This is a genomic window from Microbacterium sp. NPDC090281, assembly GCF_044769635.1.
Taxonomy (GTDB): Bacteria; Actinomycetota; Actinomycetes; order Actinomycetales; family Microbacteriaceae; genus Microbacterium.
In genome coordinates, this window is the sequence record NZ_JBIVYH010000001.1 from 2,521,019 (window position 1) to 2,546,990 (window position 25,972).

Below are 25,972 nucleotides of genomic sequence, written 5' to 3' on the forward strand. Positions count from 1 at the left end.
GGAGATCCGAGAGGCCGCGCCGGCCGCGGACTTACTTGTCGTCGGCGTCGCGCTCGAGACGGGCGCGCGTCTCCTCGGGGGTCTCGACCTCGGGAGCGATCGACGCATCAGCAGCCGGCTCCTCGATCTCGTCGACGGGCGACTCGACGATGGCGTCCTTGGGCTCGACGACGCGCAGGATGGCCTGGCTGTGGACGTCGATGATGGTGCCGGGAGCGATCTCGACGAGGGCCGGGGTGTCGAGGTCCTCGGGGTCGTACGAGACGATCGTCCCGTAGATGCCACCCTGCAGGAGCACCTTGGCGCCGGGGACCGTCTTGGTCGCCTTCTCCTCCTGCTCTGCCTTCATCGCCTTCGTCCGCTTGCGCGTGTTGAAGATCATGAAGACCAGGAGGACGGCAAGAAGACCGAAGAGGAGAAATTCCATGGGCATGGGGGAAGCGCCTTTCTCAGGTGCACGCTCCAGCCTTTGGGCGCGCGAAGGTAACCGGGAAGTCTTCAGTGATTATAGGTCATTCAACTTAAGCATCCCGTCCGGATGCGCCACGCCCAGATGCGCGTACGCCTCCGGCATCGCCACGCGACCACGCGGAGTGCGCCCGAGGAACCCGATGCGAACGAGATACGGCTCGACGACACTCTCCACGGTCTCAGCCTCCTCGCCGACGGCGACGGCGAGCGTGCTGAGGCCGACCGGTCCGCCGCGGAAACGGCGGACGAGCGCTTCGAGAACCGCGCGATCCAGCCGGTCGAGGCCGATCGGATCGACGTCGTAGAGCTCCAGCGCCGCCCGGACTTCGTGGATGGTCGCCACGCCGTTGGTGTGCACGAGCGCATAGTCGCGCACCCGACGAAGCAGACGATTCGCGATACGGGGTGTACCGCGAGAGCGACGCGCGATCTCGGAGAGAGAGTCCCTTGGGAGGTCGACGCCGAGGACGGCGGCCGAACGTGCGATCACCTGCTCCAGTTCGGGCTCATCGTAGAACTCCAGGTGACCGGTGAACCCGAAGCGATCGCGCAGCGGGTTCGGCAATAGACCTGAACGCGTCGTCGCGCCGACCAGAGTGAACGGCGACAGCTCGAGCGGGATGCTCGTGGCGCCGGCGCCCTTGCCCACCATGATGTCGATGCGGTAGTCCTCCATCGCGAGGTAGAGCATCTCCTCCGCCGAACGTGCCATGCGGTGGATCTCATCGATGAACAGGACTTCGCCCGGCACCAGGCTGGACAGGAGGGCGGCGAGATCTCCGGCGTGCTGAATCGCCGGGCCGCTGGAGAGTCGGAGCGGACGCTCACTCTCATGCGCCACGATCATCGCGAGCGTGGTCTTGCCGAGACCAGGAGGCCCCGCCAACAGGATGTGGTCGGCGGGCCGGCTCTGGATGCGCGCGGCTTCGAGGAGCAGCTGCAACTGCCCGCGGACCTTCTGCTGTCCGACGAATTCACCCAGGCTCGTGGGCCGCAGGGCGCCTTCGATCGCGAGTTCGGTCTCGTCGGAGGGCTCGGCAGCGTCGAGGGGGTCAGACACGGGCCTGGCCTCCCTGCGCCGGCCCGAGGAGGGCGAGGGTGCGGCGCAGGAGCGAGGCGACCGATGCGCGCTCGCCCTCCGTCGCTTCGGCCGCGGTCTGCGACGCCGCCTCGACGGCGACCTTCTCCGACCAGCCGAGGCCGACCAGCGCCGCTGCGACCTGCGACACGACGTCGGTGCCGCCTGCGGCGATCGGCTTCGACGGTGCGGCGAAAGCCTGCACCTTGCCGGTGAGCTGGAGCACGATGAGCTTCGCGGTCTTGGGGCCGATGCCGGACACGCGCCGGAAGGGAGCGTCGTCTTCTGCCGTGACCGCTTCGGCGATCTGATCACCGGTGAGGTGCGAGAGCACCCCCAGCGCCGACTTCGGACCGACGCCCGTGACGCTGATCAACAGACCGAAGATCTCCAGTTCGCCGCGGTCGGCGAATCCGAACAGCGACAACGAGTCTTCGCGGACGATGAGGCTCGTGTGCAGGAGGAGCTTCTCCCCCACCGTCGCCGTGTGCGCGACGTCAGCGGGGACGGCGACGGCGAACCCGACTCCGCCCACGTCGATGACGACCTGATCGGATGTCGCATGCAGGACGACACCGTGCAGAGAGGAGATCATATTCTCAGCCTACGGCGTCGCTCGTATCTATGTTCGAGCGACACGCTTCTCCGCGGCGGCCCAGGCGCGCTGCGCCGGAGTCAGTGCCCCCTGGCCGGAAGCGGAGGGCCCTCCTCTGCGCCACGCATGGCAGAGGGCGATGGCCAGGGCGTCAGCGGCGTCCGCGGGCTGTGGAAGCTCGTCGAGGCGCAGGATGCGCGCGATCATGGTCTGTACCTGACGCTTGTCGGCTGCGCCGTATCCCGTGACAGCCGCCTTGACCTCGCTCGGAGTGTGGGTCGCAGCGGGCAGGCCGGACTCGGAGGCGATCAGCAGCGCGACGCCGCTGGCCTGCGCCGTTCCCATGACCGAGTGCGTGTTCTGCTGAGCGAACACGCGCTCCACAGCCACCGCATCCGGACGATGCTCAGCGATCACGGCGCGGATGCCGGCGGCGACGATCGCGAGACGATCGCCGATCTCGGCATCCGGCGACGACCTGATCACCCCGACGTGTACGAGCGTGCCGCGGCGCGAGCCGTCGACGTCGACGACGCCGACGCCGCAGCGGGTGAGCCCGGGGTCGATGCCGAGCACGCGCAAGGTGGAGGTCACTCCCCCAGGCTAGGCGGCGGAACCGACACCGGCCTTCCGGCGCGCCTAGGCCTCGTCGTTCTCAAGCTCCGCCTGCACCTCGGCGGTCAGATCGAAGTTCGTGAACACGTTCTGCACATCTTCGCTGTCTTCCAGAGCGTCGATCAGACGGAAGATCTTGCGGGCGGTGTCTGCGTCGATCTCGACCTTGAGGTTCGGCACGAACTCAACGTCGGCCGATTCGTAGTCGATCCCAGCTTCCTGCAGCGCACTGCGCACCGCAACCAGGTCTGTCGCCTCGGTGATGACCTCGAAGCCCTCGGCGTGCGGCTCGATCTCCTCTGCGCCCGCCTCGAGCGCCGCCATCATGACGTCGTCCTCAGTCGTGCCATCGGAGCCGACGACGATGACACCCTTGCGGCTGAAGTTGTAGGCGACGCTGCCCGGGTCGGCGAGCGTCCCACCGTTGCGGCTGAGCGCCGTACGAACCTCAGCGGCCGCGCGGTTCTTGTTGTCGGTCAGACACTCGATCATGAGCGCGACGCCGTTGGGTCCGTAGCCTTCGTACATGATCGAGGTGTACTCGACGACCTCGCCGCCGATGCCGGCACCGCGCTTCACTGCGCGGTCGATGTTGTCCTTGGGGACCGAGGTCTTCTTGGCCTTCTGAACGGCATCGAAGAGTGTCGGGTTGCCGACGAGGTCTGGTCCGCCGAGCTTCGCCGCAACCTCGATGTTCTTGATCAGCTTGGCCCAGGACTTCGCGCGCCGCGAGTCGATGATGGCCTTCTTGTGCTTCGTGGTCGCCCACTTGGAATGCCCGGACATAAGTCTCCGCTCGTCGTATCCGCGTGAGCTCGCACTCAGCGCGTCGTCCAGTCTAACGAACGGCGCAAGTGCAGCAGGATGGATGCATGCGCCGATCGCGACACATCACTCCTGCCCTTCGCTCGTCGGACGTGCGAGACGACGAGCAGACACCGGCCGATACCCTGCGATATCTGATCCACCTGCCGGACGACTACGACGCCGATCCGGGCAGGCTCTGGCCCGTAGTACTGTTCCTGCACGGTGCCGGCGAACGAGGTTCCGACCTCGATCTCGCCGCCGTGCACGGGCCGCCGAGGCTGGCGGATGCCGGCCGGGAGTTTCCCTTCATCCTCGTCACACCTCAGTGCTCCGAGTCGAGTCAATGGGTCGCCGAGCTCTCGACGTTGTCCGTGCTGCTCGACGAGGTCATCACGGCGCATCGCATCGATCCGGCCCGCGTATCGGTGACCGGACTCAGCATGGGCGGATTCGGGACCTGGAGCCTCGCGGTGCGCTACCCCGATCGGTTCTCCGCGATCGCTCCGATCTGCGGCGGACTGTGGATGCAGAGCGCTGCGCCGATCCGCAACCTGCCGGTCTGGGCTTTCCACGGCGACGCCGACGATGTCGTGCCGATCTCCGCAACGGAGCAGATCGTGACCGAGCTCCGGTCTCTCGACGCCGACGTGCGGTTCACCCGATATGCGGGCGTCGGTCACGACTCCTGGACCGAGACGTACGATAACCCCGCGTTCTACGATTGGCTGCTCTCCCACCGGCGAAACGGTGAGGACGCCGAGGGCGCAGCGCGATGAACGCAGGAGCGGACCGTCTCCGTCCCGCCTGGACGACCCTTCCCTCTTCCCTCCGCGCACAGATCGTCGGAGCGATCGGAGGTGAGTTCGTGAAGGACGAACCTGCTCACGGCGGATTCAGCGCGTCCTACGCGGGCGTCGTGACGACGACGGCCGGCCGCGCATTCGTAAAGGCTTGCGCCGCCGACTGGCACACGGACTCGTTGCACTTCCTCAGGGAGGAGATGCGCACGCTCGGGCACCTGCCGTCCATCATCGCCCCACGACTCCTGGCCGCCATCGACGACGCGGCAGGCACCGCACTCGTGATCGAGGCGATCGACGGGCACCACCCGGGCCAGCCGTGGACGGCCGCGGATCTGCACGCCGTGGCGCAGGCCCTCCGAACGCTGTCGACCACCCCTGCGCCGTCGGAGATGCCTCGAGCAGAAGACCGCATGATCCCGGGCTTCACTCGTTGGACCGAGATCGCGGCGGATCCACACCTTCTCGAAGCACTCCCCCACGGCCTGTCAGCGCATAAGCCGCAGCTCCTGCGCATCGAAGAGAACTTCCGCGACGCGCTGCACGGCGACGTGATCGTGCACGACGACGTGCGAGCCGACAACATCCTCATCAGCGAGGGGCGAGCGCACCTGTTGGACTGGCCGCATGCGCGAAAGGGCGCCGCCTGGATAGACCTGCCCTGTCTGCTGCCGAGCATCGAGGCATCCGGTGGACCGTCATGCGAAGAAGCGTGGGCCGTCTTCGAAGAGCACGGTGCGCCATCTCAGGGCGAACTGCTGCCGGTCATCTCCGCCTTCGCGTCATTCCTCTGGTATCAGCAGGCTCAGCCCGAGATCCCGCAGCTCCCCGGCCTCCGCGCCTTCCAGCGCGCACAGGCGGTTCCGGCGCTGCGCTGGCTCGCCACACTGCTCTGACTACGCGCCCTGCGGTGCCGCCATTCGATGATGCGCTTCCACCCGCGCGAGGAAGCGCTCGTGGAAGCGCTTCTCCCCCGTGATCTCGGGGTGGAAGCTCAGCCCGAGCAGATTCCCCTGCTCCACCGCGACCACGCGACCGTCGGGCAAGGTCGCCAACACCTCGGCGTGAGGCCCCACCGATTCGACCACCGGGCCGCGGATGAAGGCGGCCGAGACGCGCTCACCCCCGAAGGCGGGAACGTCGAGCTCAGCCTCGAACGACTCGACCTGCCGGCCGAAGGCGTTGCGGCGCACGACGACGTCGAGTCCACCGAACGATTCCTGTCCGTCGATCGCGTCCACGATGTCATCGGCCAACATGATCAACCCCGCGCAGGTACCCAGCACAGGAAGGCCTGCGGCGATCGCCGCACGGATGGGCGTCTGCATGCCGAAGATGCGGGACAGCTTGTCGATGACGCTCGATTCTCCCCCCGGGATCACGAGGCCGTCGACCGACGCGAGCTCGTCGGGGCGACGCACAAGAACCACGTCGGCTCCGAGTCCGGCGAGCAGGGCGACATGCTCACGCACGTCGCCCTGCAGCGCGAGGACGCCGACCCGGGTGTTACCAGCCACGCTCGGCGAGGCGGTGCGGTGCGGGGAGATCGGAGACGTTGATGCCGACCATCGCCTCGCCGAGACCGCGCGAGGCCTCGGCGACGACCTTCGCATCGTCGTAGAACGTGGTCGCCTTGACGATCGCCTTCGCGCGCTCGACCGGGTTGCCCGACTTGAAGATGCCGGAACCCACGAAGACGCCGTCTGCGCCGAGCTGCATCATCATCGCGGCATCCGCGGGCGTCGCGACGCCACCGGCGACGAACAGCACGACAGGAAGCTTGCCGGTCTGCGCGATCTCGGCGACCAGCTCGTACGGCGCCTGCAGCTCTTTGGCCGCGACGAACAGCTCGTCCTTGGGCAGCGCGGTGAGGGCGGCGATCTCGCCGCGGATCTTGCGGATGTGCTTCATCGCCTCGGAGACGTCACCGGTGCCGGCCTCGCCCTTGGAGCGGATCATCGCCGCACCCTCGTTGATACGACGGAGCGCCTCGCCGAGGTTGGTGGCGCCGCACACGAACGGCACCTTGAAGTCGAACTTGTCGATGTGGTTCACGTAGTCGGCTGGCGAGAGCACCTCAGACTCGTCGATGTAGTCGACCCCGAGCTCCTGAAGGATCTGCGCCTCGACGAAGTGTCCGATTCGTGCCTTCGCCATCACCGGGATCGAGACCGTGTCGATGATGCTGTCGATCATGTCGGGGTCGCTCATGCGCGAGACGCCGCCCTGAGCGCGGATGTCTGCCGGGACCCGCTCGAGCGCCATGACGGCGACGGCGCCGGCGTCTTCGGCGATCTTCGCCTGCTCTGCCGTGACGACGTCCATGATGACGCCGCCCTTGAGCATCTCGGCGAGGCCGCGCTTGACGCGCGACGATCCGGTGGTGGTCTGCTCGGTCATGGGGAACTCCTGTCGGATGCACCAAAGTCGGGTTTGATCTATGTCAAACATAGCACTGTCCGATTCGACCTAGAATCACTGAGGAGGACCATGAGCGACCAGATCACAGGCACCACCGCATCGGACATCGCCGACAGCGTGCGCTCGTTGCGCGACCGCGGAATCCTCCAGGCCGGGAGCGTTCTGCCGCCGGTGCGAGAGCTCGCAGCGACTCTCGGGGTGAACCGGAACACAGCTGTCGCCGCCTACCGCCAACTCGCACAGGCCGGCCTCGTGATCTCACGCGGCCGCGCCGGAACGGTCGTCGCCGGTCTCGAGTCGGTGGCACAGGAGGGCTACGCGCCCGACACCGTGCTGCGCGACATCGGCACGGGCAACCCCGATCCCCGACTCATCCCCGACCCGGCTCCGGCGCTGATGACCATCGCCTCGCGCCCCGTGCTCTACGGCGAGCCGGTGATCGATCGAGGCCTCGACGAATGGGCGCGGCAGTGGATCTCCGCCGATCTCGGAGACGTCGACTTCCGCATCACCATCACCAGCGGGGCTGTCGATGCGGTCGAACGGCTGCTCGCTCAGGCTCTGATGCGCGATGACGCGGTGGCCCTCGAAGACCCGTGCTTCCTGGCGAGCATCCACACCGTGCGCCTCGGCGGATACCGCGCGGTTCCGGTGCCGGTCGACGACGAGGGCATGACGGTAGACGGCCTCCGTGCTGCGCTGGATGCCGGCGTCAGGGCGATCATCTGCACTCCTCGCGCGCAGAACCCCACCGGCGCGAGCCTCACCGAGTCACGAGCAGCAGCGCTCCGCGCCGTGCTCGCCGACCACCCCTACGTGCTGATCATCGAGGACGACCACTTCTCGATGCTGTCGCAGCGCCGCTACGAGTCGCTCATCGGGCCCGCTCACCGCCGCTTCGCGCTCGTGCGGTCGGTGTCGAAGTTCCTCGGGCCCGATATGTGCGTCGCGATCGCAGCGACTGATGCCGAGACCGCAGAACGCCTCGCGATGCGACTGAGCCCCGGCACCACGTGGGTGAGCCACCTGCTGCAGCGTCTCGCACTCACGCAGCTGACCGACGAGACCGTGATGGCCGAGGTCGCAGCTGCTTCGTCGCACTATGCGGAGCGGAACGCCTCGTTCGCCGCGCGGCTGCGGGCGAACGGCATCGATGCGACCGTGTCCGACGGCATGAGCCTGTGGGTCGAGTTCCCCCAATCGGCACGCACCGTCGCCGATCGCCTGATGCGGCGCGGATGGCTCGCCCGCACCGGCGACGACTTCGCACTCGACGAGAAGGCAGAGCCGTCGCACCACCTGCGCCTGACCGTGCACGATCTCTCCGACGATGAGGCCGAATCCCTCGTCGCAGACCTCGTCGCCGCCGGGCGATGACCATCCGTCGCGGGCACCGGCCCGCCCTGAACGAAAGAGCCGGAGAATGAAGATCCTCTCCATCCAGTCAGCCGTCGCCTACGGGCACGTCGGCAACTCCGCCGCGGTGTTCCCGCTGCAGCGCATCGGCGTCGAGGTGCTCCCGGTCTACACCGTGAACTTCTCCAACCACACCGGCTACGGCGCCTGGCGTGGGCCGCTGATCGCCCCCGACGACGTGCGCGAGGTCATCACCGGCATCGAGGAGCGCGGCGTCTTCAGCCAGATCGATGCGATCCTCAGCGGCTACCAGGGCGGAGAGGGCATCGGTGACGTGATCATCGACGCCGTCGCACGCGTGAAGGCCGCGAACTCGAACGCCGTGTACGCGTGCGACCCGGTCATGGGCAACGCGAAGTCCGGATGCTTCGTCGCCCCCGCCATCCCGGTGCTGCTGCGAGAGCGCGTCGTGCCGGTGGCCGACATCATCACGCCGAACCAGTTCGAGCTCGGCTTCCTCACCGACACCGAGCCTGACACGCTGGAGTCGACTCTGGCCTCGGTCGATCTCGCGCACGCGATGGGTCCGCGCACGGTGCTCGTCACGAGCGTCGAGCGTCCCGACCGCGAAGAGGGCACCATCGAGATGCTCGCCGCCGACGACCAGGGTGCCTGGGTCGTGCAGACGCCGCACCTGCCGATGAAGGCGAACGGCTCGGGCGATGTGACCGCCGCACTGTTCACCGCGCACTATGTCGACACCGGCAGTGCGAAGATCGCTCTCGAGCGCACGGCCTCCAGCGTGTACGACCTGCTCAAGGCGACGCTGGATTCCGGTGAGCGGGAACTGCAGCTCGTCGAAGCCCAGGAGTTCTACGCGAACCCGCAGATGCAGTTCACGGCCCGTCAGGTGCGCTGAGCCGACTACCGGGTGGGCCGACCTGGCTCACCCGGTCGGGATCGGGAGCTCTCGATACGCGGCGATCCAGTCGGGATAGTCGTCAGGGCAGAGGTATTGCATCCCGGAGATCGCGAGTCCACCGAGCATGAACGGCAGACCGGGATCGCTCTCCTCGAACGCATCCGACCACGTGCGAAGGATGTTCGAGGAATCGATGTGCGCGCTCACCAGATCAGCATCGACACGATGTTCGTTCTCGATCGCCACCAGGCAGGCGTCGATCGTGAGTTCGAGGCTCATCCACGCGACATCGTCGTCAGGGATGCCCGCCCAGACGCCGCTCTCGATCACCTCGTCCACCAGTTGCTGCTGCTGTGACGTCTTCGGCGTGAGTCGTCCCTCGCCTTCTGCATAGCCCTGGGCGAGGTAGAACGCACGCCCCTCGTCCTCCGCGCTGGTCGGGGTCGGGGTGGGCTCGGGGGTCGGCTGCGGTGTGCAGGCGACGAGCGAGACGGTGAGTGAGGCGACGAGGCCGAGAAAGACGACGGACGCACCGCGTCGCAGGGAGAAGGTCATCGTTCAGCGCCGAGGTCAGGCGAGCGGCTGCGGCCAGGCGTCAGCCACCGCGTCGCGCACCTCGCCGAGGAGCTGCGGGAGCGCCTTGGTCTTCGCGATGATCGGGAAGAAGTTCGCGTCCGACGTCCACCGCGGCACCACGTGCTGATGCAGGTGAGCGTCGACACCGGCCCCTGCCACGGCACCCTGATTCATGCCCAGGTTGAAGCCGTCGCAGCGTGACACCTCACGCAGAACCCGCATCGCGGTCTGCGTCAGCGCGCCGATCTCGGCGACCTCCTCGGGAGTCGCCTGGTCATACGTGCCGATGTGTCGGTATGGGCACACGAGGAGATGTCCGGAGTTGTACGGGAAGAGGTTCAGCAGCACATAGGCCGTCTCGCCACGAGCCACCACGAGCCGCTCGGCATCGGGGAACTTCGGCGCCTCGCAGAACGGGCACTCCTCACGCAGCGGTTCAGGCCCGGCCTGGATGTACGCCATCCGGTGCGGGGTCCACAGCCGCTGGAACTCGTCCGGAACCCCGGCGAGGAGTCCGGCATCCTCCAGCGGCTGCGGCCCCTCGGTCACGCCAGGTCCCCCGCTGTCTGCACAAGGGCGTGGGAGTCGATGGCGGCACGGATACGGGCCACGGCGTCTGCGATCGGCACACCGTTCTCCTGTGCGCCGTCGCGGTAGCGGAACGAGACGGTGCCCGCGTCGCGGTCTTTCTCCCCCGCGATCAGCAGCAGCGGCACCTTGCCGGTCGTGTGAGTGCGGATCTTCTTCTGCATGCGGTCGTCAGACGTGTCGAGCTCGGCACGCACGCCCTGGGAGCGCAGTGTGTCGACGACGTCGCCCAGGTAGTCGGCGAAGTCGTCGGCGACCGGGATACCCACGACCTGCACCGGAGACAGCCACACCGGGAAGTCACCCGCGTAGTGCTCGAGCAGGATCGCGAAGAACCGCTCGATCGAGCCGAATAGCGCGCGGTGGATCATGATCGGGCGCTTCTTCTGCCCGTCCTTGTCCATGAATTCGAGGTCGAAGCGCTCCGGCAGGTTCGGGTCGACCTGCACGGTCGAGAGCTGCCAGGTGCGGCCGATCGCATCGCGCGTCTTGAGGTCGATCTTCGGACCGTAGAACGCGGCCTCACCGGGGACCTCGGTCAGCTTGAGGCCGGAGGCGACGGCGACGCGGCGCAGCGCATCGGTGGACGACTCCCAGAACTCGTCGGAGCCGATCCACTTCGACTTCTCGTCGTCCTTCATCGACAGCTCGAGCTCGAAGTCGGTCAGACCGAAGTCGCGAAGCATCGAGAGGATGAACTCGAGGACCTTGCTGACCTCGGCCTCGAGCTGGTCGGGCGTGACGAAGAGGTGCGAATCGTCTTGAGTGAAGCCCCGCACACGCGTGAGGCCGTGCAGCGCGCCGGAGAGCTCGTTGCGATAGACCGTGCCGTTCTCGGCGAAGCGCAGCGGCAGATCACGGTAGCTGCGCGCGCGCTCCTTGTAGATCAGGATGTGCATCGGGCAGTTCATCGGCTTCAGGTAGTAGTCCTGGCCCTGCTTGGTGATGTTGCCCTCGTCGTCGCGCTCCTCGTCCATCACGATCGGCGGGAACATGCCGTCCTTGTACGTGACGAGGTGGTTCGAGGTGAGGAAGAGGTCTTCCTTGGAGATGTGCGGCGTGTACACGTAGGTGTAGCCGCCCTCGATGTGGCGCTTGCGAGCATGCTGCTCCATCTCGCCACGGATCACGCCGCCACGAGGGTGCCAGACAGAGAGGCCGGAGCCGATCTCCTCGGGGAACGAGAACAGATCGAGTTCCTTGCCGAGGCGCCGGTGGTCGCGCTTGGCTGCCTCTTCGAGACGGTGCTGGTACGCGCGCAGCTCATCCTTCGTCGGCCAGGCCGTGCCGTAGATGCGCTGCAGCTGCGGATTCTTCTCGCTGCCACGCCAGTACGCGGCCGCGATGCGGGTGAGGTCCCAGCCGTTACCGATCATGCGGGTGTTCGGCAGGTGCGGTCCGCGGCAGAGGTCCTTCCAGACGACCTCGCCGTCACGCGTCGTGTTGTCGTAGATCGTCAGCTCGCCCTCGCCGACCTCGACCGAGGCACCTTCAGCGACCTCCTTGCCCGGGCCCTTGAGTCCGATGAGCTCGAGCTTGAACGGCTCGTTCGCGAGCTCGGCGCGAGCCTCGTCGTCGGTCACCACACGGCGGACGAACCTCTGGCCCTCGCGGACGATACGCTGCATCTCCTTCGAGATGGCCTTGATGTCCTCGGGCGTGAACGGAGTCTCGACACCGAAGTCGTAGTAGAAGCCGTCGGTGATCGGCGGGCCGATGCCGAGGTTCGCCTGCGGGTTGATCCGCTGCACGGCCTGCGCGAGCACGTGGGCCGCGGAGTGGCGGAGGATGTTCAGCCCGTCCGCGCTGTCGATCGTGACCGCTTCGACCTCGTCGGTGTCGGTCACGGTCGTGGCGAGATCCTTGAGCTCGCCGTTGACGCGCATCGCGACGACGTTTCGGTCAGTGAACAGGGCGAAGCCGTCATGCGGCCGGGCGTTTTCAGGCACAGAAACTCTCCATCTGGGTCGATACCCAGGTTACTCGCATGATCACGCCGTCCTGACCGCCGCGCACGCACGATCGGCGGCACGCGCGAGGGCGTCCGCTCAGCCGCCGGCGACCACGATGCCCGATTCGTAGGCGAGGATCACGAGCTGCGCCCGATCCCGCGCATCCGCCTTCGACATGATCCGGTTCACGTGTGTCTTGGCCGTGTGCGGTGAGATCGTGAGAGAAGACGCGATCTCCTGATTCGTCTTTCCGCCGGCGACCAGCAGCAGTACCTCGTGCTCACGCGCCGTCAGCCGTGAGAGCACCTCGCGATGCGCGCCGGACACCGGCACGGCGGCCCCTCGTACCGACCGCTCGATGAGCGTGCGCGTCGCGGTCGAAGACAGCAGCGACTCCCCCGCGTCGATCGTGCGCACGGCTCGGACGATGTCCTCCGGTTCGGCCCCCTTGCCGATGAAACCGCTCGCTCCAGCCCTGAGCGCGGCGACCACGTACTCGTCCTCCTCGAACGTCGTGAGGATGAGCACCCGCGGTTTTCCGGCCGGACGCGCTGCGCAGATGAGCTCGGTCGCGGCGATTCCGTCGAGGTCAGGCATCCGGATGTCCATCAGCACGACGTCGGGGACGAGCTCTGCGGCAGATGCGACCGCCGCACGCCCCGAGGCCGCCTCACCGATCACACGCAGCCCGCCGTCGGTGAGGATGTCGCGCACCGCCTGACGGACCAGCGGCTGGTCGTCGACCACGAGCACGGAGATCATGCGCGCGCGCTCCGTTCATTCGTGGGAATGCGGACCGCCAACACGAACTCTCCTTCTGTCCGGTCGGTAGAGACCTCGCCGCGCACCGCGGCCACCCGCTCACGGAGTCCGCGCAGCCCGTGACCGCTCGGCGAGGAGGCTACGGCGTCCAGCGAATGCACCGGATTCGTGATGGTCAGCGCGAGCGCATCGTCGACCACCCGGACCATGACGGTGACCGCACGTTCTGCTCCGTGCTTGTGCGCGTTCGTCAGGCCCTCCTGCACTACCAGGTACGCGACATAGTCGCTCGCAGGAGACAGGGCGACGGGATCGACGGCATGATCCATGCCCACGCGGAGCCCCGCATCCGCAAACCGTTCGACGAGCGTGTCCAGATCGGCGAGCCCGTGCTGCGGATGCAGGTCGCGCGCGTCACCCGCGTCATCAGATCTGAGGAGCGACATCAACCCACCGATGTCGGCGAGCACGGTTCGCGAGGCGCTGCGGATGGTCGCAAGGGCCTCGCGCGCTCGCTCCGGGCGGGTCTCCAACGCGGAGGAGGCCACCCCCGCGTTGAGACTGATCACCGAGATCTGGTGTGCGACGACATCGTGCAGGTCCCGTGCGATCCGCACCCGCTCGTCCGTCACCCGGCGGCGGGCCTCGTCGTCGCGGGTTCGCTCCGCCCGCTCCGCGCGATCCGTCATCGCCTCCATGAACTCCCGTCGAGACCGCGCAGCATCTCCCATCGCCCCGGCCAGCAGGATGAACAGGACGAACTGCAGGGCCGTCGCGTCGACCAGATCTCCCCCCATCGCCAAGCCGTTGGAGAGGAACACGATCACCGCTGCCGCGACGACTCCGATCAGCCCGATGCGGCGTCCGCGCAGATCGACGAGCGAGTAGCAGCTGACGGCTGCCGCGATCAGCGAGCTGGGCGACACGACACCCGCAATCGCCAGGACGACCGCGCACGCGAGGCTCACCCCGAGCGCGACGAAGGGCAGACGGCGCCGGAGCAGCACCGCCGCAGCGGGCACGAGCGCCGGCACCAGCAGCCATCCGTGCGCACGGAAATCCTCGTCGGGGAACGGCAGGACGGCGAAGGTCACGATGACGGCGAAGACGATGACGTCGCGCAGGGGCCCCGCGATTCCACGAGTTCGGGCTACCGGCATGCTTCCAGTATTCCGCGGTTGCCTCGACGGCGAGTCCCCCACCGGGACCACATTCGCGTACCGCGAACGCAGTACACGGGTGTCTGCGCCAGAGGGACGCGAAACGGAGCACGACGCGAAACGCTGGAGTCCAGAGGCGCACCGCGTGCCTCCGGAGAGGTTTCCATGAAGAAGTTCGCGAAGAGGGCACTGATCACCGTGACGGCCATCGGCGCCGTGGTGGCGGTGGGGCTGGCTGCCACGACGATCGTCAACGCCGTGGCAACCAACGCAGAAGCGGATCGGATCGTCCCCTACGGAGAGACTGTGACGGTCGACGGGCGTGAGATGAACGTCCAGATCGCGGGCGAAGGGGCGGAGACCATCGTGCTGCTTCCCGGATTCGGCACGGCATCACCGGTTCTCGACTTCGGGCCGCTGGTCGACGATCTCGCGCAGGATCATCGCGTGATCGTGGTCGAACCGTTCGGCTACGGCCTGAGCGAGAGCACCGATCGGCCACGGACCACAGAGAACATCGTGACCGAGGTGCATGAGGCGCTCCAGGCTCTCGATGTGCACTCCTACGTTCTGATGGGGCACTCCATCGCGGGTATCTACGGCATCGAGTTCGCGCACCGTTATCCGGATGAGGTCACCGCCTTCGTCGGGATCGACACCAGTGTGCCCGGCCAGCCGAACATGGACACGGTGTTCCCGACCGATCTGATGGCCGTCGCCAAGAACCTCGGCCTCGTCCGACTGCTGACGGCCTTCGGTGGTGACGACGACAGTCTGTCGGCGTACTCGGTAGACGCGCGCGAGCAGATGGCCCTGCTCAGCAACCGGAACTCCCTCACGCCGACCTACCTGGATGAGATGTCACACATCCGCATCAACTTCGCCGACGCACTCGGCTCAGTCTTCCCGGAGGATCTGCCGCTCCTCCTCTTCGTGGAGGCCGACAACGCGAAGAACCCCGACTGGCTCGCCCTTCATGAGACCCAGGCGGCAGCTGTCGCAGATGGAACGGTCGTGTCTGTCGACGGAGAGCACTACCTCCACCACACGCACTCCCCCGAGATCGCGGATGACTTCCGCGCGTGGGAGCAGGCTCGCCAGGTCACGGGCGACTGACCATCGCCCGCGATGCCCCGGGGCGCGACCGCGTTCCGGGGCGCGGCATGTAGCGTGAGCGGATGAGCAGAGCCGTCGCACGCTGGATCCTCGCCATCACCCTCGGTGCCGTCGGCGTCACCCACTTCGTGAGCACCCGCGGCTTTCGCGTCGTGGTCCCCGACTGGGCGACCCGGCTCACCAAGCTCGACAAGAACGCGATCGTGATCGCCTCCGGTGCTGCCGAGATCGCGCTCGCCGCGGGACTGGTGGCACTGCCGAAGGAGCGTCGACGGATCGGCTGGGCGACGGCGGCGTTCTTCGTGGCGGTGCTTCCCGGGAACATCCATCAGTGGCGCACCCGCCGCTCCACTCCCGGGCTCGACACCGATGCCAGGCGGCTCGGACGACTCTTCCTACAGCCACTGCTCGTCGCCTGGGCGCTGTGGTCCACCGACGAGGGTCCCACGCAGCGCAGCGGCGCCCGTCGCCGCTGAGCTCTCGACACTCTCGGCCTGGCGGGGCGCCGGTCAGCGGCGGTTCACCTCACCAGAGCCAGTGACGTCCTCGGTCACGCGCGGGTCACCGGCGTAGATGATCTCGCCGCTGCCGTCGACATCAGCGTCGAGTGCTCCGGATACGGCGATGGATGCCTCGCCGTCGCCGCGCACGGCCACTCGGGCGTCGACGGTCGACAGGTCTGAGGCGGAGTACTCGCCAGGGCCGCGGAGCTCGACGTCCTGATCGGCGACGGTGCCGTCGATTCGCACACCACCCGATCCGTCGATCCGCGCTGTCAACTGCTGCGCCTTCATATCCGAGACGTCGATCGAGCCGGAGCCGGCGACGGTCAACGACACCGTCTGCGCGTCGACCCCGACCGCCTCGACGCCACCGGAACCCCGCACGACGATCGACGGGGCGGGCGTCCCGGTGAAATCGACCGCTGCGTCGCCGGACCCCAGAACCGTGATCGAGGAGAGGGCGGAGATCACCAGCTCGTAGCGGATCTCCCCCACATACTCGATCGACTCGTCGCGGACCCCCAGCCGGAGGACTCCTGATTCGAGGTCGGCGGTCAGATGATCGATGACTTTCTCGCCCGCGGCGATGCTCAGTGACGGGGTCGTGCCCAGCGTGATGTTCAGCGACCCTCCCGTCGCGAGCTCGACGACGCCGACGTCTTCGATGGGCATCTGTTCGGTCGTCCTCGGCCCCGGCTCGAGAGCGGCGCATCCGCCCAGGCTCCCGCCGACAAGGATCAGTCCGGCGACGAGAGCAACACCACGTGTCCACATGTGAACGAGCGTAGGTTTCGACGCGAGCGATCGACAGCTACGCGGGTATCGACCGGCCCCTACCGCAGTGTGATCTCCTGCGCGCCTCGCAGAAAGACGCCATTCGATACGCAGACCTCGGCAACCGCGGGCGGTCGGCGAGAATGGGTCGATGTCCTCGCCTTCACTCGTCTGGTTCCGTGACGATCTCCGCATCGCGGACAACCCGGCGCTCCTCGCCGCCATCGATCGCGGAGAGCCCGTCGTCGCAGTGTTCGTGCTCGACGAGGAATCCCCCGGGGTCCGGCCGCTCGGAGCCGCAGCACGCTGGTGGCTGCATCATTCCCTCTCGTCACTCGGCGAGCGACTCAGGGAGCGAGGCACGCAACTGATCCTGCGTCGTGGTCCCGCTGACGCCGTCGTGCGAGGAGTCGTGGCGGAGACGGGAGCAGGTGCCGTGTTTTGGAACCGCCGCTACGGCGGCCCCGAGCGTTCGGTGGACACCGGGATCAAGACGGCCCTCCGCGCCGAAGGAGTGACGGTCACCTCCTTCGCAGCATCTCTGCTGCACGAGCCGTGGACCGTGACGACCGGAACCGGCACCCACTACTCGGTTTTCACACCGTTCTGGCGCGCCTGCCTCGCCCTTCCCGCCCCGCGGACGCCGCTGCCCGAGCCGAGCGCGATTCCCGGCCTGTCAGAACCACCCGCATCTGAGACACTGGACGACTGGCGCCTCCTGCCGACGACGCCCGACTGGGCAGACGGACTGAGGGAGATGTGGGAACCCGGTGAGCCCGCGGCGCGTCGCAGGTTGAAGGAGTTCCTCGAGAACGACCTCCCCTCCTACGACCGTGCACGGGATGAACCCGCCGCCGGAGCCACCTCGCTGTTGTCGCCGCGGCTCCGCTGGGGCGAGATCAGCCCTTTCACGGTCTGGCACGAGTCGGTCGGGGTCGACGGTGCGGGAGGATTCCTCTCCGAGCTCGGGTGGCGCGAGTTCGCCTGGCACACCCTCTACCGAGCGCCTGAGCTGGCGACGAAGAACCTCCGTCCGGAGTTCGATGCCTTCCCCTGGCCACCTCTCGACCCCACGCACCTGGAGGCGTGGCAGCACGGCGAGACCGGAGTGCCGCTCGTGGATGCGGGGATGCGAGAGCTCTGGCGTACGGGCTACATGCACAACCGCGTGCGGATGGTCGTGGCGTCCTTCCTCGTGAAGAACCTGCTCATCGACTGGCGACTCGGCGAAGAGTGGTTCTGGGACACGCTGGTCGACGCCGACGAAGCGAACAACCCCTTCAACTGGCAGTGGGTCGCGGGCTCCGGTGCCGACGCCGCACCGTACTTCCGCGTGTTCAACCCGGAGCTCCAGGCGAAGAAGTTCGATCCGCAGAGCATCTACATCTCGCAGTGGGCGTCCGAAGCGCCGACGCAGCCGATCATCGATCTCGGCGAGACGAGGAAGGCCGCGCTCGCCGCATACGACGTCGTCAAGGGCGCGGCCGGCGCTCGGCACGCTTGACCGAACACCGTCTGGTCGAGCTGATGCGCACACCGACTCGACGGGCCCGGCGCAACGTTCATGCCAGACTGGACGCGTGACCGAGTCCAGGAAGCCAGCCGTCGTCCGCGGCTTCGCTGCCTCGTCGCTGGCGATCTTCGTCGCACTCGCAGGCCACGTCTCGGGTGGAGGGCAGATGCCCGGCCCGCTCGGCATCCTCGTGCCGTGGGTCTTCTCGTTCATGATCTGCGTGCTGCTCGCAGGACGCTCACTGTCTCTGGTCAGACTCGGCATCTCCGTCGCGGTGAGCCAGTTCCTGTTCCACACGCTCTTCGTGCTCGGCACCATCACACCGTCCGCTGTCTCGACACCGCACGTGCACGGAGCGCCGCTCGTGCTGCCTCCGACGACGGGCATCCCTGAAGCCGTCACCGCTGACGCGTCCATGTGGCTCGGACACGCGCTCGCCGCCCTGCTGACGGTTGCCGCCCTGCACCGGGGCGAACGCCTGATCCTCCTGGTGCGCGACCTCGCAGTCCAGCTGGTGCAGTGGTTGCGTCGTCGCGTCGATCATGCGCTGATCCTCCCCGTACTTCGCGTCGCTGCCCGTCTCCGCGATCGCTTCGATATCGCACGCGTCGTCGACCTCGTTCTCCTCGCGACCCTTCGTGGTCGAGCACCGCCTCTCTCCGCTGCGATCTGATCCGCACCCTGGGCCGATTCACGGCTCCGTGGTGCGTCCTGCCGCGCACATCCGATGTGCGCGGGTTCTGAACGCATGCATGCACGTCGCTCGCGCGACGTCTGATGAGAGGCCATTCCCATGTCCCCTGTCCGCAGGATCGCGGCCGGGCTGACGTTGGCGGCGATCGCGACACTCGCGATCGCAGCACCCGCGTCGGCCCATGACCAGCTGATCTCCAGCACACCCGCCACAGACGAACAGCTGGCGACTCCACCGGAGAGCATCACGATGACGTTCTCGGGTGAGCTCCTGGTACTCGATGAATCGTTGACCGGCGCCGTCGTCCTGGTCGTCGACGAGTCGGGAAAGGACTGGGTCGCCGGAGACGTCACGGTGGAAGGACGCACAGTCACCGCCGCGCTCGCACCAGGGATGCCGACCGCCGGCTACCAGGTGCGCTGGCAGGTCGTGTCAGAGGACGGCCATCCGATCGCCGGTGTCGTCCCCTTCACGGTGGGCGACGCCGCACCGATGGAGATGGCGACGACCGGTGGCACGCCGGAAACCCCCTCAGCATCCACAGAACAGCCCGATCAGACCGCAGAGTCGGGTGGCGCCCTCAGGGTGCTGCTCATCGGCGCAGGCGGGGCGGCCGTAGCCGTCCTCGTCCTCGTGCTCGTTCGTTTCCTTCGCCGTCCTCGGACGGCAGCCGCACCGCCGGAAGCCGGCGGCTCCGCGGCAGATGACCTGTGAAAGGCACCATTGTGAACACCACCAGAACTCTCCCCCGCCTCGCGGCCGTGATCGCGGTCTCCGTGCTCGCGCTGACCGGATGCACACCGGAGAGCACGCCAGCCGAATCGAAGACGCGCCCGGCAGGCGATGTCGTCACGATCGAGGACGCCTGGGTGAAGTCAGCCGAAGAAGGTATGTCCGCCGGATTCGGAACGCTCGTCAACAGCAGCGGAGACGACGTGACCGTCGTCTCCGTCACCTCGGATGCGTCGACCATGCTCGAGCTGCACGAGACGGTCGAGAACGAGTCAGGCGAGATGGTGATGCGCGAGAAGGACGGCGGGTTCGTCATCCCTGCTGACGGAGAGCTCGCACTCGAGCCTGGCGCGAACCACATCATGATGATGGAGCTGACCGGCCCGCTCACGGCCGGTAGCGACGTCAGCTTCACGCTCGCCTTCTCGGACGACTCCACCTACGAGTTCTCAGCTCCTGTCAAGGACTACTCGGGCGCGAACGAGAACTACGAAAGCGGCGATGAGAAAGACGGCTCGGGGCAGTGATGTCGGCGCCCGCTGAGGGCGCCCGCTCCCGACGTGCCGGGTCGACTCGGCGACAGTTCCTCCTCGGAGGAGCTGTCGCCGGCGTCGGCGCGGTCGCGGCCGTGGGAGTGGATCTCGCCCTGAACTCCCAGGAGAGCGGCGCGAAGCCGGTCTCCCCTCCGATGAACGGTGAACGCAGCGTCCCCTTCTTCGGCGTGCACCAGGCGGGTGTCGACACCGCGGCGCAGGCCAACGGCGTCTTCCTCAGCCTGGATCTTCGCGATGAGGTCGATCGCGACGGCCTCGTCCGCCTGATGCGCCTGCTGACCGACGATGCGGCGCGACTCACCCAGGGCCTCCCGGCCCTCGCCGACTCCGAGCCGGAACTCGCACTGTCACCGGCACGACTGACGATCACCTTCGGATTCGGCCCCGGCTTCATCACTCGGGCCACCGCGACCGGGCCGGCTTGGCTCGCTCCCCTTCCCGCTTTCGGAGTGGATCAGCTGCGCCCTGAATTCTCCGACGGGGACCTTCTGATGCAGATCGCAGCCGACGATCCGCTGACCGTCGCTCATGCGGCCCGGATGCTGCTGAAGGATGCCAGGGGTTTCGCGAGCGTCCGCTGGTCCCAGCAGGGCTTCCGGCGTGCTTATGGGACCGAACGCCCTGGAACCACGATGCGCAATCTGTTCGGGCAGGTCGACGGCACGACCAACCCGGAACCGGGCACGGCCGACTTCGATCGGGTCGTCTGGAGCGACGAAGGATGGCTCGCCGGCGGGACCGGGATCGTGGTCCGCCGCATCCGCATGGACCTCGACAAGTGGGACCGGCTCGACCGGGGCGGGCGCGACGCATCCGTGGGCAGGACCCTGGCCAACGGTGCCCCGCTGACCGGCACGGACGAGTTCGACGAGCCCGACTTCGAGGCCAAGACGTCAATCGGCTTCCCAGTCATCCCCCAGTTCGCGCACATCCGGCGTGCCCGTGGCGACGGCGAGGAACGCATCTTCCGGCGTGCGTACAACTACGACGAGAGACCGGTCGGCGCCGAAGTCTCGGAGTCGGGGTTGATCTTCGTCTCCTTCCAAGCCGATATCGAGCGGCAGTTCATCCCGATGCAGCGACGGCTCGACGAGCTCGACCTTCTCAACGAGTGGACGGTCCCGATCGGTTCCGCAGTGTTCGCTGTCCCACCCGGGTGCACGGAAGGCGGCTTCATCGGAGACACGCTCCTGGTCTGAGCGGAGGCTGCGTGCCCGGGATCGCCCGGGCACGCAGCCATCGCCGGCGCGCCTCCGGACACGAAATAACCCCCGGAGAACCGGGGGTTTGTCTGTGCGCGATACTGGGATCGAACCAGTGACCTCTTCCGTGTCAGGGAAGCGCGCTACCGCTGCGCCAATCGCGCCCGTTTGGGGCTTATTAAGTTTTCCAGTGAGGTGGCGACGGGATTCGAACCCGTGTAAACGGCTTTGCAGGCCGGTGCCTAGCCGCTCGGCCACGCCACCGTGTGGATTGACCCCACGTGCTGCAGATCTTCCGAAGAAGACCTACTTCACTCGAGCGGATGACGAGACTCGAACTCGCGACCCCAACCTTGGCAAGGTTGTGCGCTACCAACTGCGCTACATCCGCATTTCGTTCCCGGTTGTCCCGGGCACTCATGAAACATTAGCCGAAGATCTGCGACCTGCCAAACCGGCAGCGAATCTCGCGCGTGTCTCCCTGGGTGGTCCACACGGCCTCTGAGCGTCGGGTAGTATCGGTTGACGTACCCCGCAGGTATGGGCGATTGGCGCAGTTGGTAGCGCGCTTCCTTCACACGGAAGAGGTCATCGGTTCGAGTCCGGTATCGCCCACCACAGAACCTCCGATCCATTCGGGGGTTCTTCTGTTTTCGGGCCGGGGCGAAGAACGCCCGAGAGGGAGCTTGCGCCCTCCGGGCGGTCGAGGATCACTCGAGCGGAACGCGCAGGACTCGGTCGTCGCCGTCCACGGGATCGCCGCGACCGTCGGTGTTGTTGGTGAGCACCCACAGGGCGCCATCCGGGGCGACTGCCACGTCGCGAAGCCTGCCGAACGCACCGACGAAGTACTCGGCGGACGTTGCGAGGTCATCCAGAGGCACCTCTCGCAGCCTCTCGCCACGGAGATTCGCGACGAAGAGAGACTCCGAAGCGATCGCGATGCCGCTGGGACTTGCGACATCAGGAGCCCACTGCTGCACCGGGTCGAGGAAGCCGTCCCGGTCGGCGATGCCTTCCACCTCCGGCCAGCCGTAGTTCCCACCGGGTTCGATCACGTTCAGCTCGTCCCAGGTGTCCTGCCCGAACTCGCTCGCATACAGGGTGCCGTCTTCGTCCCACGCAAGACCCTGCGGGTTGCGGTGGCCGACGCTGAAGACCGGCGAGCCGTCGAAGGGGTTGTCCTCTGGCACATCGCCATCCGGCGTGAGGCGGAGGATCTTGCCCGACAGCGACGTCAGGTCCTGAGCGCTCTCGCGGTCTCCCGCATCGCCGACGGTTACATACAACATGCCGTCGGGACCGAACGCGATACGGCCTCCGTTGTGATTCGTCGCAGCGGCCATCCCCGAGAGGATCGTCTCGGGCTCTCCGAGCTCGAGTGCGCCGGGAGACCCGGACAGGTCGAAACGCTGCACCCTGTTCTCGTCTTCCGCCGTCGAGTACGCGTACAACCGACCGTCTTGGACCGCGATGCCCAGCAGCCCGCCCTCACCGCGCGGTTCCACGCCGTCGATCACTGCGATCTCTCGGACCTCACCGTCGTCCGTCACCTCCACGATGCGGGCGGCGTCGCGCTCGCTGATCAGCGCCGTCCCCTCATAGAAGGCAATGGACCAGGGAACAGCCAGATCCTCGACGAGGATGCTCTCCTCTCCCGGCGGAACAGCGCCGGCGCCCGAGGGCAACATCGGGGAGGGCGACGCCTGTGACGTCGGAGCGCATGCCACCAACACGATCGAGGCCGCCGACAGGACGGACCAAGTACCGAAGCCCCCCGAGGTCGTCATCAGCGCCGCTCCCTTCGTCCTGCCTTCGACACTAGGCGCGCGAGCCGGTCCGGAGAAGAGACGAAGGTGTCCGAGGTCGCGCGTAGCCTGCAGTCGTGTCGAAACGCACCCTCCCGGGCCCCTGCTCCCTCTGCGGGGGTGTTCAGGGCATCCACACCGATGGGGTGTGGATCTGCGCAGCGTGCGATTGGCGCTACGGTGACGCACCCGACCCCGACCTTCCGCTCCCCCGCGTCGATGTGGTCTACTACATCCGCTTCGACAAGCGCGTGAAGATCGGCACCAGCAGACGGCCCAGGCAGCGACTGGTCGCGATCCGGCACGACGAGCTCCTCGCCTTCGAACGCGGCGGTCGAGCGGTCGAGCAACAGCGTCACCGGGAGTTCGCCGGAATCCGCGAAGGCGGCGAGTGGTTCACGTACACGAACGAGTTGCACACGCACGTGAGCGCCCTCCGCGAGGAGGGCGACCCCTGGCTGCTCTACGCGCGCTGGCTCAGCCGCGCTTTGCGCGGCCTCGATGGCGCTTCATCCGACGCATGAACGTGACGATGCCGGGTGACTGCTTCGGGAAGTCCAGTCGCCCGGCATCGCGTCTGCGAAGAGGTCACGCCGTGGCGGCACGACCCCGAGTGGTCGCCGGCTGCGGCTGCGAGAACAGCACGACGAGGATCACGGCGACACCGACGACGACGTGCGGGAGCCAGACGTTGAGCGCTTCGCCCGAGAAGCCGAAGATCCACGGTGAAAGAGCGAGGAACAAGCTGGCGACGATGTCGAACACCAGGTGGACAGGCATCGGGATGAAGCCGAAGGGGCCCCATTCGTACTTGGTGAACAGGCTGTAGACGATGAGCCCGACGCCGAGCACGATCGGGATGATGACAGCTGCTCCGCCCACGTTCGCGAAACCGAACAGCCAGGGCGCGGCGATCAACGCGATACCGACGATGTAGTCGAGGGCTCCGTGGACCTTGGTGGGGATGAAACGCATGATTCCTCCTTGTGTGGCGCCGCTGTTCGCGACTCACCACTGGTTCGAAGCCCGTGTCAGATCGGATTGCACCTCTCCGGTCTCGGGTCGATATCGCCAGGTTCGCGGGGGGGGTATGCGCTGTGGATTGGCCGCCACATACTCGCGGCCCGGTCCCAGGCAGCGCTGCTACGGTGAGCATGCCGGTATCTTGCCGGCATCAGGGAAGACTTCTTGTCGACCAACGGGCCTCACCGGTCATTTCGTTCTCCGTCGCCTCCTCTGTGTGAGCCCGAGGAGCGTCATGCCCACCCCGTCAGTTCCCTCTTTCAGCGACCCTGCGCACGCGTGGGCTGCCCCTATCGCCCTGCCGGTCGGTACGTCGGCGATCGTCTACTGCGAAGGCCAGTTCGGCGAGCAGGACGGCAAGACCGCGAACGGACTCGTCCGCCACTCCGAGAAGTACGACATCCTCAGCGTCATCGACAGCACCCATGCCGGCGCCGACGCGGGGATGGTGCTCGACGGGGAGGCGAACGGCATCCCGATCCTGAATGGTCTCGCCACCGCTATCGCCCATGCGGGGCACGTACCGGACTACCTGATCTGCGGAGTGGCACCGGCCGACGGGCTGCTCTCATCCGGTCAGCGCACCGTGCTGCTCGACGGGATCGCTCGGGGCATGCACATCATCAACGGTCTGCATGAGTTCCTCACGGACGACGCCGAATTCGTCGCCGCTGCCCTCCTCTCCGAGGTCACCATCACCGACATCCGTCGTCCTCGCGACAAGAAGGACCTCCACCTGTTCTCGGGCCGCATCTTCGATGTGACCTGCCCGCGCATCACGATCCTCGGAACCGATGGAGCAATCGGCAAGCGCACCACCGCTACGATCCTCGTACGTGCGCTCAACGAGCAGGGCATCCACGCGGTCATGGTCGGCACCGGACAGACGACGATCATCCAGGGTGGCCGCTACGGCGTCGCACTCGATGCCCTCGTGCCGCAGTTCTGCTCCGGCGAGGTCGAGAACCAGGTCGTCGCCGCGTTCGAGGGCGAGAACCCCGACGTGATCATCGTCGAGGGTCAGGGGGCGCTCAGCCACCCCGCCTACATCACCTCCGCCCACATCCTTCGCGGCAGCCAGCCCGCCGGTGTCATCGTGCAGCATGCTCCGGGCCGGAAGGTCCTCGGCGACTTCCCCATGGTGGCGATGCCCACGGTGACCAGCGAGATCGCCCTGATCGAGGCGTTCGCCGACACCCGGGTGATCGGTGTCACGGTCAACCACGAGAACCTCTCGAAGGCGCAGCTGGCCGCGGCGATCGATGAGATCGAACTCGACACGGGGCTTCCTGCGACCGATCCGCTCACCCGACCGCTGTCCGAACTCGTGGAGATGGTGCTGCAGGCGTTCCCCGCCCTCAGCCCGCGACGGACCACCCGTAGCGCCGCGTGAGAGCGGCTCCGACGCGGTCGTAGCGCCCCCGATCGAGGACGGCGGCCTCCCGCCGCAGTCCTCGCTCGTGCACGCTGTACAGCTGCTCGACATCGATCCAGGATTCCCGTCCCTGGGAATCCCAGGCACCGGCGCCGATGGAGAGGTAGTCACGCTCGCCGTCGTGCGGTTTGCTCGTCATCCGCACCGCATAGACCCGCTCCGCGGACTCCCGGCCGATCACGAGCACCGGACGGTCTTTGCCACGCCCGTCGTTCTCCTCGTACGGCACCCAGGTCCAGACGATCTCGCCGGCATCCGGGGCGCCGTCACGCTGTGGCGCGTACGCGACCTGAAGCCCTTTGATCCGGTCTGGATCGATGCGGACGGTCTCGGTTCCGCGCACACGTCCGGGATCCGTTCCAGGAGATGCCGGGGCCGAGGGCTGTGCTGATGGCCGCAGACGCGCGTCCGGGCGCCTCGGATCTGATGTCCGAGACGCCCGGCCGGATCCCACCGCCTTGAGCAGGATCTCCACGAGTGTCGTCAGGATGCCGTTGGTCTTGCTCACACGGTCA

General features: G+C 67.1%; 29 protein-coding genes and 4 tRNA genes. 14 read left to right on the forward strand and 19 right to left on the reverse strand.

Annotated features, from left to right (window positions below; genetic code table 11):
• Positions 1-31: 31 nt before the first annotated feature.
• The 5 genes from yajC to ACIQTX_RS12115 form a co-directional block, all read right to left on the reverse strand.
• Positions 32-433 carry a preprotein translocase subunit YajC gene (yajC, locus tag ACIQTX_RS12095; protein ID WP_374954107.1) on the reverse strand — a complete coding sequence of 134 codons (402 nt, stop codon included), beginning with the start codon at positions 431-433 and terminating at the stop codon, positions 32-34.
• 72 nt (positions 434-505) lie between these two features.
• Entirely contained in the window at positions 506-1,531 is a 1,026-nt protein-coding gene (gene ruvB / locus ACIQTX_RS12100; protein WP_028501804.1) for a Holliday junction branch migration DNA helicase RuvB, read from the reverse strand.
• On the reverse strand, positions 1,524-2,144 hold the full coding sequence (gene ruvA, locus ACIQTX_RS12105; protein WP_028501803.1) for a Holliday junction branch migration protein RuvA: 621 nt from the start codon (positions 2,142-2,144) through the stop codon (positions 1,524-1,526). Before ruvA ends, ruvB begins: the two co-directional genes overlap by 8 nt.
• A 27-nt stretch (positions 2,145-2,171) precedes the next feature.
• On the reverse strand, positions 2,172-2,738 hold the full coding sequence (gene ruvC / locus ACIQTX_RS12110; RefSeq protein ID WP_105525317.1) for a crossover junction endodeoxyribonuclease RuvC: 567 nt from the start codon (positions 2,736-2,738) through the stop codon (positions 2,172-2,174).
• A 45-nt stretch (positions 2,739-2,783) separates the two neighbouring features.
• The gene (locus tag ACIQTX_RS12115) at positions 2,784-3,545 is read right to left on the reverse strand and encodes a YebC/PmpR family DNA-binding transcriptional regulator (RefSeq protein ID WP_028501801.1); all 762 of its coding nucleotides are present in this window, start codon (positions 3,543-3,545) and stop codon (positions 2,784-2,786) included.
• Positions 3,546-3,631: 86 nt separating this feature from the next.
• On the opposite strand from ACIQTX_RS12115, the gene ACIQTX_RS12120 reads away from it, so the two are divergent.
• Complete coding sequence (locus ACIQTX_RS12120) at positions 3,632-4,342, forward strand: alpha/beta hydrolase-fold protein (protein ID WP_028501800.1); 711 nt, start codon at positions 3,632-3,634, stop codon at positions 4,340-4,342.
• A complete protein-coding gene (locus ACIQTX_RS12125) occupies positions 4,339-5,262 on the forward strand; it encodes an aminoglycoside phosphotransferase family protein (RefSeq protein ID WP_402972354.1) in 924 nt (307 codons plus the stop codon). Before ACIQTX_RS12120 ends, ACIQTX_RS12125 begins: the two co-directional genes overlap by 4 nt.
• Here ACIQTX_RS12125 and pdxT read toward each other — a convergent pair whose 3' ends face one another.
• Both pdxT and pdxS read right to left on the reverse strand, forming a co-directional pair.
• Positions 5,263-5,883 carry a pyridoxal 5'-phosphate synthase glutaminase subunit PdxT gene (gene pdxT / locus ACIQTX_RS12130; RefSeq protein WP_402972356.1) on the reverse strand — a complete coding sequence of 207 codons (621 nt, stop codon included), beginning with the start codon at positions 5,881-5,883 and terminating at the stop codon, positions 5,263-5,265.
• Entirely contained in the window at positions 5,873-6,766 is an 894-nt protein-coding gene (gene pdxS, locus ACIQTX_RS12135; RefSeq protein ID WP_105525313.1) for a pyridoxal 5'-phosphate synthase lyase subunit PdxS, read from the reverse strand. The genes pdxT and pdxS overlap by 11 nt, the downstream gene beginning before the upstream one ends.
• A 90-nt stretch (positions 6,767-6,856) precedes the next feature.
• Between pdxS and ACIQTX_RS12140 the strand changes: the two genes are divergently transcribed.
• Both ACIQTX_RS12140 and pdxY read left to right on the forward strand, forming a co-directional pair.
• Positions 6,857-8,164 (forward strand): aminotransferase class I/II-fold pyridoxal phosphate-dependent enzyme, encoded by a 1,308-nt coding sequence (locus tag ACIQTX_RS12140; RefSeq protein WP_402972358.1) that lies wholly within the window; start codon positions 6,857-6,859, stop codon positions 8,162-8,164.
• Positions 8,165-8,210: 46 nt separating this feature from the next.
• A complete protein-coding gene (pdxY, locus tag ACIQTX_RS12145; protein ID WP_402972360.1) occupies positions 8,211-9,062 on the forward strand; it encodes a pyridoxal kinase PdxY in 852 nt (283 codons plus the stop codon).
• A gap of 27 nt (positions 9,063-9,089) precedes the next feature.
• Here pdxY and ACIQTX_RS12150 read toward each other — a convergent pair whose 3' ends face one another.
• The 5 genes from ACIQTX_RS12150 to ACIQTX_RS12170 form a co-directional block, all read right to left on the reverse strand.
• Positions 9,090-9,620, reverse strand: coding sequence for a hypothetical protein (locus ACIQTX_RS12150; protein ID WP_402972362.1), 531 nt, complete (start codon positions 9,618-9,620; stop codon positions 9,090-9,092).
• A gap of 15 nt (positions 9,621-9,635) precedes the next feature.
• On the reverse strand, positions 9,636-10,190 hold the full coding sequence (locus ACIQTX_RS12155) for an HIT family protein (protein ID WP_402972364.1): 555 nt from the start codon (positions 10,188-10,190) through the stop codon (positions 9,636-9,638).
• Positions 10,187-12,115 (reverse strand): threonine--tRNA ligase, encoded by a 1,929-nt coding sequence (thrS, locus tag ACIQTX_RS12160; protein ID WP_402973050.1) that lies wholly within the window; start codon positions 12,113-12,115, stop codon positions 10,187-10,189. The genes ACIQTX_RS12155 and thrS overlap by 4 nt, the downstream gene beginning before the upstream one ends.
• A 162-nt stretch (positions 12,116-12,277) precedes the next feature.
• Positions 12,278-12,943, reverse strand: a complete 666-nt coding sequence (locus tag ACIQTX_RS12165; protein ID WP_402972366.1) for a response regulator — start codon at positions 12,941-12,943, stop codon at positions 12,278-12,280.
• On the reverse strand, positions 12,940-14,103 hold the full coding sequence (locus ACIQTX_RS12170; RefSeq protein WP_402972368.1) for a sensor histidine kinase: 1,164 nt from the start codon (positions 14,101-14,103) through the stop codon (positions 12,940-12,942). Before ACIQTX_RS12170 ends, ACIQTX_RS12165 begins: the two co-directional genes overlap by 4 nt.
• A 165-nt stretch (positions 14,104-14,268) precedes the next feature.
• Between ACIQTX_RS12170 and ACIQTX_RS12175 the strand changes: the two genes are divergently transcribed.
• Together ACIQTX_RS12175 and ACIQTX_RS12180 are read left to right on the forward strand one after the other, a co-directional pair.
• Positions 14,269-15,219: an alpha/beta fold hydrolase gene (locus ACIQTX_RS12175; RefSeq protein ID WP_402972370.1), complete on the forward strand. Its 951-nt coding sequence runs from the start codon at positions 14,269-14,271 to the stop codon at positions 15,217-15,219.
• A 62-nt stretch (positions 15,220-15,281) separates the two neighbouring features.
• Positions 15,282-15,695, forward strand: coding sequence for a hypothetical protein (locus tag ACIQTX_RS12180; RefSeq protein ID WP_402972372.1), 414 nt, complete (start codon positions 15,282-15,284; stop codon positions 15,693-15,695).
• A gap of 33 nt (positions 15,696-15,728) precedes the next feature.
• Here ACIQTX_RS12180 and ACIQTX_RS12185 read toward each other — a convergent pair whose 3' ends face one another.
• Positions 15,729-16,496: a GIN domain-containing protein gene (locus tag ACIQTX_RS12185; RefSeq protein WP_402972374.1), complete on the reverse strand. Its 768-nt coding sequence runs from the start codon at positions 16,494-16,496 to the stop codon at positions 15,729-15,731.
• 151 nt (positions 16,497-16,647) lie between these two features.
• On the opposite strand from ACIQTX_RS12185, the gene ACIQTX_RS12190 reads away from it, so the two are divergent.
• The 5 genes from ACIQTX_RS12190 to ACIQTX_RS12210 all read left to right on the forward strand — a co-directional run bounded on the left by ACIQTX_RS12190 (position 16,648) and on the right by ACIQTX_RS12210 (position 21,188).
• Positions 16,648-18,000: a cryptochrome/photolyase family protein gene (locus ACIQTX_RS12190; RefSeq protein WP_402972376.1), complete on the forward strand. Its 1,353-nt coding sequence runs from the start codon at positions 16,648-16,650 to the stop codon at positions 17,998-18,000.
• A 76-nt stretch (positions 18,001-18,076) separates the two neighbouring features.
• A complete protein-coding gene (locus ACIQTX_RS12195; protein WP_402972378.1) occupies positions 18,077-18,682 on the forward strand; it encodes a hypothetical protein in 606 nt (201 codons plus the stop codon).
• Between the two features lie 120 nt (positions 18,683-18,802).
• Positions 18,803-19,417: a copper resistance protein CopC gene (locus ACIQTX_RS12200; protein ID WP_402972380.1), complete on the forward strand. Its 615-nt coding sequence runs from the start codon at positions 18,803-18,805 to the stop codon at positions 19,415-19,417.
• Between the two features lie 11 nt (positions 19,418-19,428).
• Positions 19,429-19,962, forward strand: a complete 534-nt coding sequence (locus ACIQTX_RS12205) for a copper chaperone PCu(A)C (protein WP_402972382.1) — start codon at positions 19,429-19,431, stop codon at positions 19,960-19,962.
• A complete protein-coding gene (locus tag ACIQTX_RS12210) occupies positions 19,962-21,188 on the forward strand; it encodes a Dyp-type peroxidase (protein WP_402972384.1) in 1,227 nt (408 codons plus the stop codon). The genes ACIQTX_RS12205 and ACIQTX_RS12210 overlap by 1 nt, the downstream gene beginning before the upstream one ends.
• Positions 21,189-21,283: 95 nt before the next feature.
• On the opposite strand, the gene ACIQTX_RS12215 is transcribed toward ACIQTX_RS12210, so the two are convergent.
• From ACIQTX_RS12215 to ACIQTX_RS12225, 3 genes are all read right to left on the reverse strand, one after another.
• A tRNA-Val gene (locus tag ACIQTX_RS12215) sits at positions 21,284-21,355 on the reverse strand.
• Between the two features lie 29 nt (positions 21,356-21,384).
• Positions 21,385-21,455 (reverse strand) — tRNA-Cys (locus ACIQTX_RS12220).
• Positions 21,456-21,509: 54 nt separating this feature from the next.
• Positions 21,510-21,582 (reverse strand) — tRNA-Gly (locus tag ACIQTX_RS12225).
• Positions 21,583-21,733: 151 nt separating this feature from the next.
• Here ACIQTX_RS12225 and ACIQTX_RS12230 point away from each other — a divergent pair.
• Positions 21,734-21,809: transfer RNA gene (locus ACIQTX_RS12230), tRNA-Val, on the forward strand.
• Positions 21,810-21,901: 92 nt separating this feature from the next.
• Here ACIQTX_RS12230 and ACIQTX_RS12235 read toward each other — a convergent pair.
• A complete protein-coding gene (locus tag ACIQTX_RS12235; RefSeq protein ID WP_402972386.1) occupies positions 21,902-22,981 on the reverse strand; it encodes a PQQ-dependent sugar dehydrogenase in 1,080 nt (359 codons plus the stop codon).
• 95 nt (positions 22,982-23,076) lie between these two features.
• Between ACIQTX_RS12235 and ACIQTX_RS12240 the strand changes: the two genes are divergently transcribed.
• Positions 23,077-23,523, forward strand: coding sequence for a GIY-YIG nuclease family protein (locus ACIQTX_RS12240; RefSeq protein ID WP_402972388.1), 447 nt, complete (start codon positions 23,077-23,079; stop codon positions 23,521-23,523).
• 64 nt (positions 23,524-23,587) lie between these two features.
• On the opposite strand, the gene ACIQTX_RS12245 is transcribed toward ACIQTX_RS12240, so the two are convergent.
• Positions 23,588-23,974, reverse strand: a complete 387-nt coding sequence (locus tag ACIQTX_RS12245) for an SPW repeat protein (RefSeq protein ID WP_402972390.1) — start codon at positions 23,972-23,974, stop codon at positions 23,588-23,590.
• Positions 23,975-24,257: 283 nt separating this feature from the next.
• Here ACIQTX_RS12245 and ACIQTX_RS12250 point away from each other — a divergent pair, with 283 nt between their 5' ends.
• Positions 24,258-25,415, forward strand: coding sequence for a DUF1611 domain-containing protein (locus tag ACIQTX_RS12250; RefSeq protein WP_402972392.1), 1,158 nt, complete (start codon positions 24,258-24,260; stop codon positions 25,413-25,415).
• Here the strand turns inward: ACIQTX_RS12250 and ACIQTX_RS12255 are convergent.
• On the reverse strand, positions 25,381-25,965 hold the full coding sequence (locus ACIQTX_RS12255; protein WP_028501780.1) for a type II toxin-antitoxin system PemK/MazF family toxin: 585 nt from the start codon (positions 25,963-25,965) through the stop codon (positions 25,381-25,383). The genes ACIQTX_RS12250 and ACIQTX_RS12255 overlap by 35 nt on opposite strands.
• Between the last annotated feature and the right edge of the window lie 7 nt (positions 25,966-25,972).

Excerpts from the sequence above, each read along its gene's own strand:
- ACIQTX_RS12185 (WP_402972374.1), bottom strand. The coding sequence starts at position 16,496 with ATGTGGACACGTGGTGTTGCTCTCGTCGCCGGACTGATCCTTGTCGGC.
- ACIQTX_RS12165 (WP_402972366.1), bottom strand. The coding sequence starts at position 12,943 with ATGATCTCCGTGCTCGTGGTCGACGACCAGCCGCTGGTCCGTCAGGCG.
- ruvA (WP_028501803.1), bottom strand. The coding sequence starts at position 2,144 with ATGATCTCCTCTCTGCACGGTGTCGTCCTGCATGCGACATCCGATCAG.
- ACIQTX_RS12180 (WP_402972372.1), top strand. The coding sequence starts at position 15,282 with ATGAGCAGAGCCGTCGCACGCTGGATCCTCGCCATCACCCTCGGTGCC.
- ACIQTX_RS12115 (WP_028501801.1), bottom strand. The coding sequence starts at position 3,545 with ATGTCCGGGCATTCCAAGTGGGCGACCACGAAGCACAAGAAGGCCATC.
- ACIQTX_RS12250 (WP_402972392.1), top strand. The coding sequence starts at position 24,258 with ATGCCCACCCCGTCAGTTCCCTCTTTCAGCGACCCTGCGCACGCGTGG.
- pdxY (WP_402972360.1), top strand. The coding sequence starts at position 8,211 with ATGAAGATCCTCTCCATCCAGTCAGCCGTCGCCTACGGGCACGTCGGC.
- thrS (WP_402973050.1), bottom strand. The coding sequence starts at position 12,115 with ATGCGCGTCAACGGCGAGCTCAAGGATCTCGCCACGACCGTGACCGAC.
- yajC (WP_374954107.1), bottom strand. The coding sequence starts at position 433 with ATGCCCATGGAATTTCTCCTCTTCGGTCTTCTTGCCGTCCTCCTGGTC.
- ACIQTX_RS12170 (WP_402972368.1), bottom strand. The coding sequence starts at position 14,103 with ATGCCGGTAGCCCGAACTCGTGGAATCGCGGGGCCCCTGCGCGACGTC.
- ACIQTX_RS12150 (WP_402972362.1), bottom strand. The coding sequence starts at position 9,620 with ATGACCTTCTCCCTGCGACGCGGTGCGTCCGTCGTCTTTCTCGGCCTC.
- ACIQTX_RS12175 (WP_402972370.1), top strand. The coding sequence starts at position 14,269 with ATGAAGAAGTTCGCGAAGAGGGCACTGATCACCGTGACGGCCATCGGC.
- ACIQTX_RS12120 (WP_028501800.1), top strand. The coding sequence starts at position 3,632 with ATGCGCCGATCGCGACACATCACTCCTGCCCTTCGCTCGTCGGACGTG.
- ACIQTX_RS12210 (WP_402972384.1), top strand. The coding sequence starts at position 19,962 with ATGTCGGCGCCCGCTGAGGGCGCCCGCTCCCGACGTGCCGGGTCGACT.
- ACIQTX_RS12200 (WP_402972380.1), top strand. The coding sequence starts at position 18,803 with ATGTCCCCTGTCCGCAGGATCGCGGCCGGGCTGACGTTGGCGGCGATC.
- ACIQTX_RS12190 (WP_402972376.1), top strand. The coding sequence starts at position 16,648 with ATGTCCTCGCCTTCACTCGTCTGGTTCCGTGACGATCTCCGCATCGCG.
- ACIQTX_RS12125 (WP_402972354.1), top strand. The coding sequence starts at position 4,339 with ATGAACGCAGGAGCGGACCGTCTCCGTCCCGCCTGGACGACCCTTCCC.
- ACIQTX_RS12235 (WP_402972386.1), bottom strand. The coding sequence starts at position 22,981 with ATGACGACCTCGGGGGGCTTCGGTACTTGGTCCGTCCTGTCGGCGGCC.
- ACIQTX_RS12245 (WP_402972390.1), bottom strand. The coding sequence starts at position 23,974 with ATGCGTTTCATCCCCACCAAGGTCCACGGAGCCCTCGACTACATCGTC.
- pdxS (WP_105525313.1), bottom strand. The coding sequence starts at position 6,766 with ATGACCGAGCAGACCACCACCGGATCGTCGCGCGTCAAGCGCGGCCTC.
- ACIQTX_RS12140 (WP_402972358.1), top strand. The coding sequence starts at position 6,857 with ATGAGCGACCAGATCACAGGCACCACCGCATCGGACATCGCCGACAGC.